16 protein-coding genes are annotated in these 15,144 nt (G+C 53.3%); 3 read left to right on the forward strand and 13 right to left on the reverse strand.

Translation table 11 applies throughout. From position 1 onward, the window contains the following. Positions 1–20: 20 nt before the first annotated feature. The 8 genes from MWU63_RS13915 to MWU63_RS13950 form a co-directional block, all read right to left on the reverse strand. Positions 21–752 carry a transporter substrate-binding domain-containing protein gene (locus MWU63_RS13915; protein ID WP_213890596.1) on the reverse strand — a complete coding sequence of 244 codons (732 nt, stop codon included), beginning with the start codon at positions 750–752 and terminating at the stop codon, positions 21–23. 30 nt (positions 753–782) lie between these two features. Then, positions 783–1,562 carry an amino acid ABC transporter ATP-binding protein gene (locus tag MWU63_RS13920; protein WP_247078391.1) on the reverse strand — a complete coding sequence of 260 codons (780 nt, stop codon included), beginning with the start codon at positions 1,560–1,562 and terminating at the stop codon, positions 783–785. A gap of 124 nt (positions 1,563–1,686) precedes the next feature. Beyond that, positions 1,687–2,421, reverse strand: coding sequence for a PhnD/SsuA/transferrin family substrate-binding protein (locus MWU63_RS13925; protein WP_213890598.1), 735 nt, complete (start codon positions 2,419–2,421; stop codon positions 1,687–1,689). Further along, positions 2,418–2,861, reverse strand: a complete 444-nt coding sequence (locus MWU63_RS13930; protein WP_213890599.1) for a TerB family tellurite resistance protein — start codon at positions 2,859–2,861, stop codon at positions 2,418–2,420. The genes MWU63_RS13925 and MWU63_RS13930 overlap by 4 nt, the downstream gene beginning before the upstream one ends. Before the next feature lie 63 nt (positions 2,862–2,924). Continuing rightward, positions 2,925–3,620, reverse strand: coding sequence for a hypothetical protein (locus MWU63_RS13935; RefSeq protein ID WP_213890600.1), 696 nt, complete (start codon positions 3,618–3,620; stop codon positions 2,925–2,927). Between the two features lie 39 nt (positions 3,621–3,659). Further along, a complete protein-coding gene (locus MWU63_RS13940; RefSeq protein ID WP_213890601.1) occupies positions 3,660–5,303 on the reverse strand; it encodes a CTP synthase in 1,644 nt (547 codons plus the stop codon). A gap of 169 nt (positions 5,304–5,472) precedes the next feature. Beyond that, complete coding sequence (gene secG / locus MWU63_RS13945; RefSeq protein WP_213890602.1) at positions 5,473–5,844, reverse strand: preprotein translocase subunit SecG; 372 nt, start codon at positions 5,842–5,844, stop codon at positions 5,473–5,475. Between the two features lie 182 nt (positions 5,845–6,026). Further along, entirely contained in the window at positions 6,027–6,422 is a 396-nt protein-coding gene (locus MWU63_RS13950; protein ID WP_213890603.1) for a DUF6524 family protein, read from the reverse strand. A gap of 135 nt (positions 6,423–6,557) precedes the next feature. On the opposite strand from MWU63_RS13950, the gene MWU63_RS13955 reads away from it, so the two are divergent. Continuing rightward, positions 6,558–7,850 (forward strand): adenylosuccinate synthase, encoded by a 1,293-nt coding sequence (locus tag MWU63_RS13955; RefSeq protein WP_213890604.1) that lies wholly within the window; start codon positions 6,558–6,560, stop codon positions 7,848–7,850. Further along, complete coding sequence (locus tag MWU63_RS13960; protein ID WP_213890605.1) at positions 7,850–8,089, forward strand: DUF2842 domain-containing protein; 240 nt, start codon at positions 7,850–7,852, stop codon at positions 8,087–8,089. Before MWU63_RS13955 ends, MWU63_RS13960 begins: the two co-directional genes overlap by 1 nt. A 57-nt stretch (positions 8,090–8,146) precedes the next feature. Here MWU63_RS13960 and MWU63_RS13965 read toward each other — a convergent pair whose 3' ends face one another. Beyond that, positions 8,147–10,327, reverse strand: coding sequence for a hypothetical protein (locus MWU63_RS13965; RefSeq protein ID WP_213890606.1), 2,181 nt, complete (start codon positions 10,325–10,327; stop codon positions 8,147–8,149). A 139-nt stretch (positions 10,328–10,466) separates the two neighbouring features. Between MWU63_RS13965 and MWU63_RS13970 the strand changes: the two genes are divergently transcribed. Further along, a complete protein-coding gene (locus MWU63_RS13970; RefSeq protein WP_247078393.1) occupies positions 10,467–11,150 on the forward strand; it encodes a thiamine diphosphokinase in 684 nt (227 codons plus the stop codon). On the opposite strand, the gene MWU63_RS13975 is transcribed toward MWU63_RS13970, so the two are convergent. Genes MWU63_RS13975 through MWU63_RS13990 form a run of 4 tightly spaced genes read right to left on the reverse strand, consistent with a single transcriptional unit; the run spans position 11,107 to position 15,066 of the window. Further along, a complete protein-coding gene (locus tag MWU63_RS13975) occupies positions 11,107–12,015 on the reverse strand; it encodes a DMT family transporter (protein ID WP_247078395.1) in 909 nt (302 codons plus the stop codon). The genes MWU63_RS13970 and MWU63_RS13975 overlap by 44 nt on opposite strands. Positions 12,016–12,057: 42 nt before the next feature. Further along, positions 12,058–12,981, reverse strand: a complete 924-nt coding sequence (locus MWU63_RS13980) for a DMT family transporter (protein WP_246531794.1) — start codon at positions 12,979–12,981, stop codon at positions 12,058–12,060. Further along, positions 12,981–14,357, reverse strand: a complete 1,377-nt coding sequence (locus MWU63_RS13985; RefSeq protein ID WP_213890609.1) for an L-serine ammonia-lyase — start codon at positions 14,355–14,357, stop codon at positions 12,981–12,983. The genes MWU63_RS13980 and MWU63_RS13985 overlap by 1 nt, the downstream gene beginning before the upstream one ends. Positions 14,358–14,370: 13 nt before the next feature. Further along, positions 14,371–15,066 carry a glutathione S-transferase family protein gene (locus MWU63_RS13990; RefSeq protein WP_213890610.1) on the reverse strand — a complete coding sequence of 232 codons (696 nt, stop codon included), beginning with the start codon at positions 15,064–15,066 and terminating at the stop codon, positions 14,371–14,373. Positions 15,067–15,144 lie beyond the last annotated feature (78 nt).

A 15,144-nucleotide genomic window follows, 5' to 3' on the forward strand; every position in this document is an offset into this window, starting at 1 on the left:
GTCGGCCCCGCCTTTGTTTGTTATGAGCTTGATCCGAAGAGGGCTGCGTTACCCTCGAACCACTTGGTGATCAGTTCGTCCAGCGAGCCGTCATCTTTCATGGACTGGATTGCGGCATCGAACTTGTCACGCAGTTCCGAGTCACTTTCGCGCAAGCCCAAGCCAACACCGCCGCCCAACAACACGTCCTGGTCAATCAATGTCAGGTCTGAATCCTGATCGGCGATTGGCGCAAGATACGCTTTGTCCGCAAGCACTGCGTCAGCTTCGCCATTTTTAACTGCTGCGATTGTCTCATCTGGTGTCGCAAATTCAACCAGCGTGGCACCTGATGAAGCGATGTGGCTCGCCTGGATCGTACCGGACTGAGCAGCGATAACACCGCCTTCAATGTCTGCATCTGCTGACAGTGCAACATAGGCTGACGGGTCAGGTTGTGTGTAATTTTGTGTGAAATCAATAACTTCATCACGTTCTTCAGTGATCGACATGCCAGCGATAATGGCATCGTAGTTTCCAGATACGAGGTTGGGAATGATAGAATCCCACTCGTTTGTGACCCATTCGCATTCCAGGCTCGCACGTTTGCAAAGCTCATCGCCCAGCTCACGCTCAAAGCCGTCAACTTCACCTGCATCGTTAATGAAGTTATATGGAGGATACGCACCTTCCGTACCAAGACGAACGGTGTCGGCCATTGCAAAACCAGCGCTCAGCGCCAAGACAGCAGTGGTTAAGATAAGTTTTTTCATGATAGATTCTCCCATGGTGGTTCGCGTAATTTACTCTGAAACTGTTGCACTTAGAAACTGTTTCAGACGTTCGGTTTTAGGGTTGCGGAATAGTTCGGCAGGGGGGCCTTCTTCTTCAATAAGCCCCAGATGAAGAAAGATCACATGATCTGATACATCGGCAGCAAGCCGCATATCGTGCGTGACGAGCAGCATTGTGCGGCCTTCTTTGGCAAGATCCTTGATGACCTTTACAACTTCTTGTTCCAATTCCGGGTCAAGTGCGGAGGTCGGTTCATCAAACAGCAAGGCTTGTGGTTCCATCGCCAATGCCCGTGCGATCGCCGCCCTTTGCTGTTGCCCGCCGGACAGCTGCGCAGGATAAACGTCACATTTATCGCCAATTCCCACTTTTTCCAGATAGGCGCGTGCGCTCGCCTCGACTTGGTCGCGATCACGCTTCAAAACTGTAAGCGGTGCTTCCATCACGTTTTGCAGGATGGTCATATGGGCCCACAGATTGAACTGCTGAAAAACCATCGACAGATTTGTGCGAACTTTGATCAGTTGCTCTTTGTCAGCAGGGTGTCGGGAATGGCCCTGGCCGCGCCATTTTATCGGTTCACCGTCAAAAAGAATTTCGCCCTGTTGGCTGTCCTCAAGAAGATTACAGCACCTGAGCAGTGTGGATTTTCCAGAGCCGGAAGAGCCAATCAACGATACGACATCGCCCTTATGAGCTGAGAGGCTTACACCTTTAAGAACTTCAAGTTGGCCATACGCCTTATGAAGTCCACGAATTTCGATGACGGGTGTTTTGGTGTCGTTCACGTTAAACCGTTGTCTTTATTGTTTCAGGCTCGCAGTAATTCCGAAAAAAACAGCTAATGCAACGTTCAAATTACGTATCGTTCCAACACATTTAGTCATTTAGGCGGAAAAAACGGCCATTCTGTCATGGGGATGGTGGGTTTTCGATTGCCAGATACAGTTCTGCCGGAATGTCAACAAAGCCGTAAATCGACAGTGTGTCACGATCTTGCTGGGTGATATCTTCTATCGCGCTCGCAATCGCATTGAAAAGTTTGGCCTTGTCCGCGCCTTTTGCTGAAATCAGCGGCAAGCCAGGTGTGCAGGGCGTGTGCGCCAGCACACGCAAGTCTTTGGCGAAGGGGTCCCATCTTTCAATCATAGACCATGTTATCGCATCAAGCGCCGCAAAATCCGCCTGCCCTTCATGAACTGCACGTGCTGAAGCTGCATGAGCACCGCTTTGGAAAAGTGACCCAAGTGAAATTCCGTTCGCATCGCAATAAACACGCGGAGCAGCCCAACCGGATTGTGATAGCGCGTCGTTGTACGCCAGACACGCGCCATTGAAATCTTTAAGCTCCGACCTGGGGTCATCTGCCCGCGCGACAAAAACACTGTTGTAATAGCCGGCAGGGCAGTCTGCCAGGCCATAGTCCGGTGTTCCAACCAATGTAACATGCCCGTGCAGGCGTGCGCGATATGGATAGCCACATGTCTGAGAAAGCAGCAAGTCGGGGTTTTGCCAGATTTCAAAGAAATCACCGTCACACGTTAAAGTGTCCGGCCCGTACCCCAGCTGCGTGCGTATTGCTGACCAAAGTCGATTATTCGCCTCCGCAGTTTCTGCGCGGTCGTACATACCGAAGTGCGCAATCATTTTCTTCCCGCTTCAACGCGTTGTCGTGCCAGCGCACTGTCACGGTCATTCACACCAAGAAAACTGGACGCCATTCTGAGGATCGAGTTTTCCTCGTCGCTTCGCATTCCGTCCGCAAGGGCAACATCCCACAGTGCTTCGACAACCGCTTCGCGGTCTTCATAAGGAACGGCATCTTTTATGGCGCGCGTAAACCGAACGGTGTCCGGAGCGTCATGTTCAACTTTTTCGCAATGTGCACGCAGCTTCGCCGCTTCAACAGCGTTCAGGTTATAGCGGCTCGCCAAAATCCGGTCGATCCGCGAAATCTCTTCCACCGCATAGCTGTGATCTGATTTTGCAATCCGTACCAGCAATGCGCCAAGCGCAAGGCGTGCGTCAGTATCTGGAAGCGGTTCGGTTTGCGGCTCGATGAGGCGTTTAAGAAGTTGTCCAAACATGTTTCCGATATAGTCGAGGATTTACCTACTGCCAATGGGGTAGGTTGAACTTGGAAAGAGCTCTTAACCCGGCTGTTGGGTTTGAACGGTTGCTATCTTACCGATTTGGAATGAATCGTCAAAGATCAGATCATCAATCGCTATTCCCGCCGGATCGTTGTTGTGTAGCGTGAACCCGGCGATGTCGGGCACTTTGTCTTGCCGGACAAACCCAAAGGAATCTTCGCCCAAAGGGCCAAGCCTCATTGAAGAAATTTCCGTGCCGTCACGACGATGGAAAATAATGCTCGCGTACCCGTCTTCGCCTCCGCGCAGACGAAAACCAAACGCGGATTGGTCAATATCAAAGAGAACTGCAATTGCACCTTCACCTATTGCATCGCGGTGCGGATACCGGTTGGGTCCGTAACCCAGTAGTACATTGCTGTCGTACAACCGTTGGATTCCGAGAGATTCATCAGTGCTGCCAGCGCGTGTTGTCAGGGGGCTCTTGGCTTGACCCACTATGCGGTCGTAGTCGCCGTCTGCCTGCCGGACCTGACCTGCAAATCGCTCACCAAACTTTGCGCCATTTTGCACAAGAACGTCATCAATTTTTTGCCCCGGTCCCATAGAACTGGGCAAATCTTCGAACGTTATGATCTTTGAAAGACGAAGACTTTGATAGTCAACAATACAGACAGGCTCGCTGCAGGCGGCGGCACGTTCCGCAGCAATGGTCAGGGCCAGGCATGCAACCAAAAAACGCCATAGGGTCATGCAAGCAGTATAGTGCAGACTTTCCCGAAGCGAAAATGTTTAGACGAGGCGGGAAGACTCTATCGCAGCGCGGACAAAATCAGCAAACAACGGATGCGGGGCGAAAGGCTTTGATTTCAGTTCCGGATGGAATTGAACGCCAATGAACCAAGGGTGATCTTTCCATTCAACGATCTCTGGCAGACGCCCGTCCGGCGACATGCCTGAAAAACTCAAACCGCACGCTTCAAGTTTTTCACGGTACTTTACGTCGACCTCATAACGGTGCCGGTGGCGCTCTTCGATGTGGGTGGAATCATAGATACCAGCGACTTTTGACCCTTCCAGAAGCGTCGCGTCATAGGCGCCCAATCGCATGGTTCCACCTTTGTCGTCGCCAACTTTCCGTTCCACCTTGTGGTTGCCCTGCACCCATTCTTTCAGGTGATAAACCACGGGTGTAAAACGTTTCTTTCCTAGCTCGTGATCAAATTCCTCAGACCCTGCATCTGCGAGCTTGGCAACATTGCGTGCCGCTTCAATAACGGCCATCTGCATGCCCAGACAGATGCCCAGATAAGGCACCTTTCGCGTGCGCGCAAATTCGGCTGCCTTGATTTTTCCTTCGGTGCCGCGCTCTCCAAAGCCGCCTGGAACCAGAATGGCGTGAAACCCTTCAAGGTAGGGCGCAGCGTCTTCAGTATCGAAAATCTCGGCATCAACCCATTCGACGTTCACCTTGACGCGGTTGGCCATGCCGCCGTGTGTCAGTGCTTCTTTGATCGATTTATAGGCGTCTTCAAGCTGAACGTATTTTCCTACAATTGCGATATTAACTTCGCCATCTGTGTTGTGGATGCGGTCAGCCACATCTTCCCAAACGGTTAGATCCGGTTTTGGGGCAGGGGAAATACCAAAGGCATCCAGGACCGCCTGATCCAGCCCCTCGCGATGATAGGCCAAAGGTGCCTCGTAGATTGAATTGAGATCGTAGGCCGCAATAACGCTCTCTTTGCGTACGTTGCAGAAGAGCCCTATCTTTTCACGTTCCTTTTCCGGGATAGGATGCTCCGACCGGCAAACCAGAACATCAGGTGCGATCCCGATCGACCGTAGTTCCTTAACGCTGTGCTGGGTTGGTTTTGTCTTAAGCTCGCCACTGGCTGCCAGATAGGGCAACAGCGTCAGATGCATGAATATACATTCACCGCGTGGCTTGTCTTGGCTGTACTGTCGGATGGCTTCAAAAAACGGCAGAGCCTCAATATCGCCGACTGTGCCACCAATTTCGCAAAGCATGAAATCGACTTCATCTTCGCCGATTGAAATAAAGTCTTTAATCTCATTAGTCACATGAGGAATGACCTGTATCGTTTTCCCGAGGTAGTCTCCGCGGCGCTCTTTCTCGAGGACCGTTGAGTAAACACGCCCCGATGAAACAGAATCGGTGTTTCGCGCGGCCACGCCGGTAAAGCGTTCGTAATGTCCAAGATCGAGGTCGGTTTCCGCACCATCGTCTGTTACAAAAACTTCGCCATGCTCAAACGGCGACATCGTTCCCGGATCGACGTTCAGATAGGGGTCGAGCTTTCTCAACCTTACTGAAAAGCCACGTGCCTGTAGCAAAGAACCTAAAGCTGCGGACGCCAGACCTTTGCCCAGCGATGAAACCACACCACCTGTGATGAAAACAAATCGTGCCATTCGGTTGGCATCTCCCGTGAAATATTTGCGTCTTTTTGTGCGTTATCCGGCCCAAAAGAACCGCATCATCACGGGATTTAAGATATAAAGGATTCGCACGCCGAAGGCAACCAGACCGCAAGATGATGCGGCACAAAATCTTTCCGGCTCAAATTATTGTGGTTTATGTCTATTCTGTTGCAGCCGGTGGCGTCAGCGAAACGTCACCTGTCGAAGGTGGCAGAAGGTCGCTGCCCGCCGGTATTGCGGGAATCGTTTCCTCTTCAACCGGTGTCGCACCAAGCTGGTCAATCACCGATGCCCCAGACGATTTCTGAGCGGCAATCACTGTCAAAGCGATAGAAGTCGCAATGAAAGCGATTGCAAAAAGCCAGGTCAATTTCCCAAGTGCTGTTGCTGCCGCGCGGCCCGACATCACGCCGCCGCCGCCACCACCACCGCTGCCAATTCCAAGGCCGCCGCCTTCAGAGCGCTGTAAAAGCACCACGCCGATGAGGCACAGAGCGAGGATCAGGTGGACGATGAGAAGTACATTTTCCATAAGGCAACCTTGACTGCATTCGTTGCGGTTATCTAGGCGCTCCGGCCGCGCCCCGCAACCCCTTTGCGACCGTCATTTCCCTACGAACGAGCAGAGGTTATCGCTTAAAGTTACCAGTTTCCAAAAATATCCCCGCCGGAGGCACCAGGTCTGGCCACAGGTGTGAACTACGCTGAACAATTCTAGTCGCCCGTGTCATCCATGTCAGCCTGTCCTGATAAAACGCGGCGCACATGGCTCCAGTTCAGCCCAACACCCAACACGACAGAGAGAGAGAATATACCAAGCCAGATATTCATGCTTGTATTCTCAAGAGTCAAAACACCCCAGTCAGCTAAAACCCAGATCAATGCGGCGATAACGGCAAAGACCAGGAACATACCAAAGCCACCGATCGATCTTAAGGTCGCACGAAGGTAGATGATGTAGCCAATGACCAATAAAAGACCAAGCAGCACCGTTATTGGCAATTCGTCGGTGTAATTGCCCATCGCCCACCGAGTGTAGTTCCACTCGGTTGGGTTGAATGTCATTGCCAACAAGCCAAAAGCAAAGGCCCAACGTAAGAAAAACGCCATGATACAACCTCTTTCCCTGTACAGGATTTGCCGAATAAAACGGCCTCTGTCCAGTCCTGCGGCGAATTTGCGGTTTCACGACACGCATAACAGGGCTATAGGAGGCCGGGTTTTAACGCATTTGCGGAGAGAGACATGGCCAACGTAGTAGTAGTCGGCGCGCAATGGGGCGACGAAGGCAAAGGCAAGATTGTTGACTGGCTCAGTGAACGCGCGGATGTGATCGCGCGGTTCCAGGGCGGGCATAATGCGGGCCATACACTGGTCATCGAGGGCGAAGTGTACAAATTGCACGCTCTGCCTTCGGGCGTTGTACGCGAAGGCAAGCTGAGCGTGATAGGAAATGGTGTTGTTCTTGATCCCTGGCATCTCGTCAAGGAAATCGAAGGCCTTAGAGAACAGGGTGTGACAATTACACCTGAAACGCTGATGGTTGCCGAGAACACGCCGCTCATTCTGCCATTTCACGGCGAACTTGATCGCGCACGTGAGGGGCAGAATTCGGTTGCTAAAATCGGTACAACAGGGCGTGGAATTGGCCCGTGCTACGAGGATAAAGTGGGGCGCCGGGTGATCCGCGTGGCAGATCTTGCAGACAAAGCGACGCTGGAGTTGCGCGTAGACCGCGCCCTGATCCATCACAATGCGTTACGGAGCGGCTTAGGCCTGGAGCCCATCGACCGAGATGACCTTTTGGCGCAGCTTCAGGAGATTGCGCCAAAGATACTGGAATACGCAGCCCCCGTCTGGAAAGTCCTGAATGAAAAGCGCAAAGCGGGTAAACGCATTCTTTTTGAAGGCGCGCAAGGTGCGCTGCTTGATATTGATTTCGGGACTTACCCGTTTGTTACGTCCTCCAATGTGATCGCAGGACAGGCCGCAACCGGTACCGGGGTCGGGCCGGGTGCCATTGATTTTGTGCTGGGTATCGTGAAAGCTTACACAACGCGTGTCGGCGAAGGCCCGTTCCCAACAGAATTGTTTGACGAAGACGGCCAAATGCTGGGCGAGCGGGGCCATGAATTCGGCACGACGACCGGACGCAAGCGGCGTTGTGGCTGGTTTGATGCGTGTCTGGTGCGCCAGACCTGTGCTACGAGCGGAGTGAATGGCATTTCGTTGACCAAACTGGATGTTCTGGACGGCTTCGAAACGCTGAAAATCTGTGTGGGGTACGAACTTGACGGCACGCGGCTTGATTATCTGCCAACCGCCGCTGATCAACAGGCGCGTTGCATACCGATTTACGAGGAAATGCAGGGTTGGTCAGAAAGCACTGAAGGCGCGCGAAGCTGGGCTGAACTGCCCGCAAATGCTATTAAATACGTACGCCGCGTCGAAGAGCTGATCGATTGCCCGGTCGCGCTGTTGTCAACCTCGCCCGAGCGAGATGACACAATACTTGTCACTGATCCGTTCGCTGACTGATGGCGCTGAGTTACAAAGCCAGGCGGCGTCTTGCGCTGCTGATTTTGATTGTTGGATTGCCGGCATACATCGTTGCGGCAATCTCTGTGGTTAATCTGTTCGAACGGCCGCCGTTTGTACTTGAGCTGGCGATTTATGTTGGGCTTGGGGTGCTTTGGGCCTTGCCATTTAAGTTCGTTTTTCGCGGTGTCGGCAAACCAGACCCAGACGAAGTTTCAGATGAGAATAAGGCGGAGTAACCTTTCGGTACTCCGACTCACTTAATAAAAAAAATGATCGACCGTTAAGGCCTCTCACTAACCCGCATAACGGGCTTCTGGCTTAAATTTCGTTGTGTCGGCAATTTCAAATTGCCCACGTTTTGTTTTCAGGATTTTGCCCTGACGTAAAAGCTGACCAAAGGCGCGCAGGCCTTCTTCGCGGCTGAACTGATTGTCGCCCTGGAACTGCGCAACCAGACGCATCACATGTGGACGCGTGAAATGCGGCAATCCTTGCACAAATGCTGTGTAAGCAGCCGCTGCTTCCAGGAGGTCAGGTAACTCCGTAGCATCGGTGCCTTCTGCGAATTCACTAAAGCTGGTGTTTTCAGCAAATATATTTGTATTCGCCTCAGAAGAACCATCCTCTGAGTCATTGCCAAAGCTTTCGTCCACTTCACGCAACGTGGCGTTGCTTTTTTGAACGCGACGCGGCCGAACACCGGCATCTGAAGTCGCAGAGCTATCTTTATCGGTATCAATGCGCTGAGCCGATACCAGAACGAGTGGCGCTGGGCGGTTTTTGCCGCGTTCTTTTCGTGCTTCCTGGCGGCTGCTTGGGCGCACAACAGAGGCAAGATCAGCGCGGAAAGCGTCGGCTTCGTCTTCCACTGGTTTGTCAGCTTTGGGGCTCCCCATCAAACGTTCCGCAACTGTCGCTGCAACTGCGGCACGCAGGTGCGAAATTGCCGAGCGGCGGCGGCTTGTTTCGGGACTATCCAACTGTGAATTTGTTTCTTCCATCAAACGCGAAACAGAAGCTTCGTCTTCGGTGCTTGCACTGTCGAGAATCGCGCGGCCACTACGTTCAGCGGGCACTACTTCCATTTCCTTTTCCACCTCGGCCAGCTCTTGCATAAGCTCGGCTTCCTGCTCTGGTGTCAGATCAGATACGGTGGTGTCATCTTCAGGTGTTTCTTCTGTTTCAGCGACGTCCGGTGCGGCTTCACTGACATCCGCACCCTCTGCTTCAACTGCGTCTTCCAGGGCGCCAGATGAAACGGCTTCCTCAAAGTCTTCGCTTTTCATTTTGATGACACGAGCACGCGCGCGTTGCGCAGCAGCCGATGCCGCTTCAAGCCGCTCAGCGTCTTCTTCTGTGTCTTCTTCTGCCATTATTTCTAATGGCGCTTCGTCTTCGGCAGTAGGCGCGTCATCATCTTCATGGTCTTCCAGGTCAGCGGCAACAAAAGCGCTGAGATCCTGATCTTCGTCAGCAGATGCTGTTTCTTCGGGCTGGGCTTGTGCTGTTTCAGCAGCATCACCTCCGGCAACCCGACCAAGAAGCGCAGTTAAATCGCTTGCTTCAACCGAGGCTTCGTCATCAAATGTCTCATCATCAAACGCGGCGTCTTTGTTGAAAGTGCTTTCGGCCTCTTCGTCGCTTTGCCGTGTTTCTTCCGAAACAAGCTGTTCCGAAACGGGTTCTTCGGGAACAAAAAGTGTTTCTTCAACCGCTGGTTCGTCTTCCATCGCGGGTGCGTCCTCGACGTAAGACTCTTCTTCCGCTTCAAATACGTCCTCTGCAACAGGCTCTTCTTCTACGGCTGGCGCAGCTTCTGAAACTGGTTGTTCAACCTCAGCTAATTCTTCAACAGCAGCTTCTTGCGGTGCTGCTTCAAATACGTCGGCGTCCTCCTCTTCTTCAAAGAAAGGAGTCGCTGATACTACGCTTTGATTGCGCGCTACAACGGCGCGAATACGCTGAAGTTTGGCAGCAACGCTTTCACTGTCGCCCTCAGGGGCGGGCGTAAAAGGCGAGGCTGGGGCCTCCGCAACGGGTTCGGAAATTTCAATTTCTGGTTCGGGCGCAGCAAATGTTTCGCGTGGCTGTTCTGCCTCTTGTTCTACAGATGGCGTAGCGGGCGCTTCTGGAACAGCGGCTTCGGCAGGTGCAGGTTGCTCGGATACAGGTTCTTGTTCGACGTGTTCAGCTTCGGATTGCGGCAAAGAAGTGGGCTCTTCGGACGCACGCAACAAAATGCTGTTATCGCCAACCTTAGCTTCAACGCGTTTCTTAATTTCGTGCTCAGCGATCCGGGCTAGCATATCGGCATCCGGTGTCGCCGGCTCTGCACCAAAGTAGCGGTCATCTGCCGCCAGATCACGGAAATACTCTGCGATTGCCTTCATCGTTGAAAAGGAATCGTCGAACCCCTCCAATGTGCACGAAAATGTGCCATAGGAGACCGTAAGTATTTTGCTCGCTCCGACCATCGTTCTGCTCGCTTTCTCTTAAACCTGCAAGAAACTGTTTACCATCGAATGCATCCTAGAAAGGACCAGATGTGGGATTTTTCCGGTATCATTTCAGGGCAACATTGTGTCCAAAGGCGAAAAATCGCATCAAACGACAATGAAAAGACACATTATACACGATTCGGGCCCAATAACATTGATCGGGGGGGGGGCTGCTGCTGACGGTGCACTTGCGGCGGCTCTGGCAATTGCGCCGAATCTCGTGGCGGCAGATGGCGGCGCGCAGGTCGCGCTTGCAGCAGGCCATATGCCATTGGCAGTGATTGGTGATTTTGATTCAATAAGTTCTGAGACAAAAGCAGCCATACCAGCAGAACGCTTACATCAGTTTGCCGAGCAGGATACCACTGACTTCGAGAAATGCATTTCACGTATCTCAGTGCCTCTTATTCTTGGTGTTGGGTTCAACGGCGCGCGGTTAGATCATGAACTTTCCGCGCTTTCAGTCATGGCGCGCTATCCTGATCAGCCGTGTATTCTGATTGGGGGCCACGACATCACCTTTCTCGCGCCGACTGAAACCGAACTGAATCTCAAGCCTGGCAGCCGTGTCTCCCTGTTTCCAATGGGACCTGTCAGAGGGTCGTCCGAAGGTTTGCGCTGGGCGATAGATGATATTCCATTTGCGCCCGATGGTTTGGTAGGCACGTCAAACATCGTTATCGGACCTGTGCGCCTGAGTTTTTCTGCGGCAAAGATGCTGTTGATCCTGCCGCGAGATGCCCTTGCAGAATGCGTCAAGGTGTTTCTGTCGCGAGCCGCGCCATTGCCTGCTCTCTGAGCAATATGTAAATACCCGCGCCGACCGTTATCAGAATGCCAATCGCGGCGAGCCCGTTTGGAAGATCCCTGAAGAACATCCAGCCAATCACCGTGGCAAAGGGGATTTCGAGATATTGAACCGGGGCCAGTGTTGCCGAGGGAGCGAAACGCAGCGACCATGTCATCAGCAGATGGGCCGAAGTGCCCAGAACGCCGATACCGACAAGAAGCAGCCAGTTCAACGTTGATGGCCATACAAAACCAAACGCCGCAATTTCATTTACCGCCCCGAACAAAAGAATGGGGGTTAGCGCCACACACGCCATGATCCCGTTCACCGCCTGAAGGCTGATAGGGTCGACTTCTTTGGCAATTTGTCTCGTAACAAGCATGAAGAGCGCAAAGACGACCGCGACCAGAAGGGGCAGCAGTGCCGGTAATCCAACAGCCGAAAAACTAGGCTGTATCACCAGAAGCGTTCCCGCAAACCCAACGCAACAGGCGATAATTCTGCGATAGCCCACCTCTTCGTCCAGCACGAAACGACCAAGCAGCAGCATGATGAAGGGCATCACAAAGGCAATTGCAACCGCGTCTGCCAGTGGCAAAAACCGAAGCGAGGTGAACATCGCTCCGATACCGACGATATGCAGCAGGCTGCGTATAAAGGCGAGCGTTGTGACGCGCCGCGACATTTTCCAGTGCCGTCGCGTTGCGATGACGATTGGCGCCAGGATGATTGCCTGCGCTGCAAACCGGACAATCAGAAGCTGGCCTAATGGGATGGTGTCGCCCAGCATCTTTGCCATCCCGTCACCAAGGGGTGCGAGAACGCAAAAGCCAATCATTAAAAGAAGGCCAAGGAAAGGGCGGTCAGGTGTCATCCGCGCGACGCTAGGCGGCGGAATGCAAAATGGCAATGGTGGTTAAGGGGGTGGTGTTGGCAAGCGGCTCAACCTTCGTTCCCGTGTGAACACATAGATGCCAGAGCCGACGATGATCGCGATTCCCAGAAACGTCAGCGCATCAGGCAGGTCAGAGAAAATCCAATACCCAAGTGCGGTTGCCGCAACGATTTCAAGATACTGAAAGGGGGCGATCGTCGCCGCAGGCGCCAGTGACAAGGCAAAGCTGACAAAAATATGTGCTATGGTCGCAGACATGCCAACACCCAGAAGCATCAGGAACCCATATCGCTCCGGAAACGTCGGGTCGAGCGCGACCGAACCACTTCCGTCAAAGAACCACAGAACGGGAAAGGCCAATCCGATTGCCGCAATGGCGGTATAGGCTTGCAAGGTAACCGGATGCATTGCGACCGCCATGCGCCGTGTCAGCACCATATAAAACGCAAAACAAAATGCGGTTCCTAGCGGGAACATAGCCACGGGTCCAAAGGCGGCGAAACTGGGTTTAATCACCAAGAGCGCGCCACAAAAGCCCACAAGACAGGCCATAATCCGGCGAGGTCCGATGGCCTCACCCAGCAAAAAACCTCCAAGAAGCGTGAGAATAAAGGGTTCGACAAAGAAGATCGCAATCGCATCAGCCAAGGGCATAACGCGGATCGCGGCAACAAAGCACCCGGTTGCCAGCAGGATCAGCGCGGCGCGAACAATATGCAAACCAAGCTCATGGTTATTAGGTCGGTGCAACCACCCAAACATCGCCGCCATCGGCAAAAGCATAATTCCCTGCACGGCAAAACGCGCTGCGATGATCTGACCGACCGGAATTTCGCTGGGCACGAGTTTGGCGAAGGCATCAATCAGCGGGCCAAAAATCGAGAAGGTCATCATGCAGAGCACACCAAGCACGACACGATCACTTTTGGCTGCGACTGATCCCATCAGCAGTTGGGGACGTTGACGGCTAACCCGCCGAGAGAGGTTTCCTTGTATTTCTCGCTCATGTCCTCGCCGGTCTGGCGCATCGTTTCGATCGCGCTGTCCAGCGGCACCAGATGGGTGCCATCACCGCGCAACGATAAGGAGGCTGCGGAAACAGCCTTGATCGCCCCTAGGCCGTTTCGTTCGATACAGGGCACCTGAACAAGACCTTTCACCGGGTCACAAGTCATCCCAAGATGATGCTCGAGTGCGATCTCGGCAGCATTTTCAACCTGCTTCACCGAACCACCCAGAACAGCACAAAGGCCAGCAGCGGCCATCGCGGCTGCTGAGCCAACTTCAGCCTGGCAACCGCATTCTGCACCAGAGATCGAAGCGTTGTGTTTCACCAAACCGCCGATAGCGGCGGCTGTGAGCATGAAGTCAGCGACACGTGTAGAGGTCGCCCCGGGGACATGGTCCAGCCAGTAACGAATAACCGCAGGAACGACGCCAGCAGCACCATTCGTCGGCGCGGTGACAACCTGACCTCCAGCGGCGTTTTCCTCGTTCACCGCCATCGCATAGACGCTCATCCAGTCGTTTATGATATGTGGTGCGCTCAGGTTCATGCCCTGTTCGGCGACAAGTGCATCGTGAATTCCCTTGGCACGTCTGCGAACAGACAGACCACCGGGTAAAATACCATCAGTGATCAGGCCACGTTCAATGCAGTCGTTCATGACTTGCCAGATGCGTTCCATGTCGTAGTCAAGCTCTGCATGGCTGCGGTGCACAAGTTCGTTCGCTCGTTTCATCTCAGCGATTGTTTTGCCGCTTTCTTCTGCCATGGCCAGCATCTGATTTGCTGTGTTGAACGGGAAGGGATAGGCCACTCCCGAAGGTTTCTTTGCGGCGCCTTCGGCCAGTTCCTTTTCGGTCAGAACAAAACCACCGCCGATGGAATAGTAAGTCTCCTGAAGGATTACGTCGCCCTGACTGTCTGTTGCCATCAGGATCATGCCATTCGCGTGACCGGGTAGGGCGGGGCCATAGTCAAAGACCAGATCACTGTCGGGATCAAACCCCAACTCTGGCAGGCCTTCTGGATGCACTGTCTTTGTGGAACGAATTTCGGCAAGGGTAGTCTCCGCCTTGGCGGCGTCATAGTTCTCCGGCAAAAATCCGGCGAGCCCCAGTATGGTTGCACGGTCTGTCGCATGCCCAACGCCGGTAAACGCCAGTGAACCATGCAGCGAGCCACGCACTCCAGCAGGATTAAACGGGCTGGCGCGCAGCAAATTCAGAAACCGGGCACCGGCAACCATCGGACCCATCGTGTGCGAGGACGATGGGCCAACACCCACTTTGAACATGTCGAAAACAGAGAGAAACATGGTGATCGGTCTTTCAGGTGGCGCCGCCTTCAGAGGGGCAGGCGTAGGTGGGGTTGGAAAAGGGTGTAAGGCCTAATCCTTCGGCCTCGGCAGCAGAAATAACCGCAGGCCGGATTTCAAGGTTTCGTGCCAGTGTCAACAAGTTTGGTGTTTCTGAAAGGTTAAACCAACTTGGGTCATCTATTGGGTATAGCACCAACCAACGCAGACATGCAGCAAGATAGTAATCGAGAACAGATGGTTCAGAAGCCCCAAGCCACGCCGGTGCGGTGCCGACAAGGCCGTCAAAAGCAGAGAGGTTTTTTCTAAGCCGTTCCTTAACCAGTTCACGGTAGCCGGAAATCGCAATCGGTTCGGATCCGACATATTTTTCCGTATAAAACATTTGCCGCAGGTCGGTGTGAACGGCGTTTGATAAAAAGAAAAGCCATTTTAAAAACATTGCGCGTTCAGGGTGCCTTGGGGGAGGTGCCATGTATCCATGCGTTTCCGATAGCCAAAGCAAAATTGCTCCTGTCTCAAACATTGGCCCCTGGGGCGTTTCCAGCACAGGGATCAGGCCTTGAGGATTTAACGCCAGATACGCGGGACTGCGTTGCTCATTTTTGGAGCGATCAACCAGAACGCAGTCGTAAGGCACGGCAAGCTCCTCAAGCACGAGGCGCACGATGAGCGATGCGTTGTCAGGTGCATAGTGCAGCTTGTACATGGGGCGACTCCGTTTTGGGCAAGTGATACGATTTTGGGGTTTTCGGCGCGCCAGAAAGCGACACCGAACGACCAGACC

This window comes from Pseudohalocynthiibacter sp. F2068, from assembly GCF_023015645.1.
Classification (GTDB): domain Bacteria; phylum Pseudomonadota; class Alphaproteobacteria; order Rhodobacterales; family Rhodobacteraceae; genus Pseudohalocynthiibacter; species Pseudohalocynthiibacter aestuariivivens.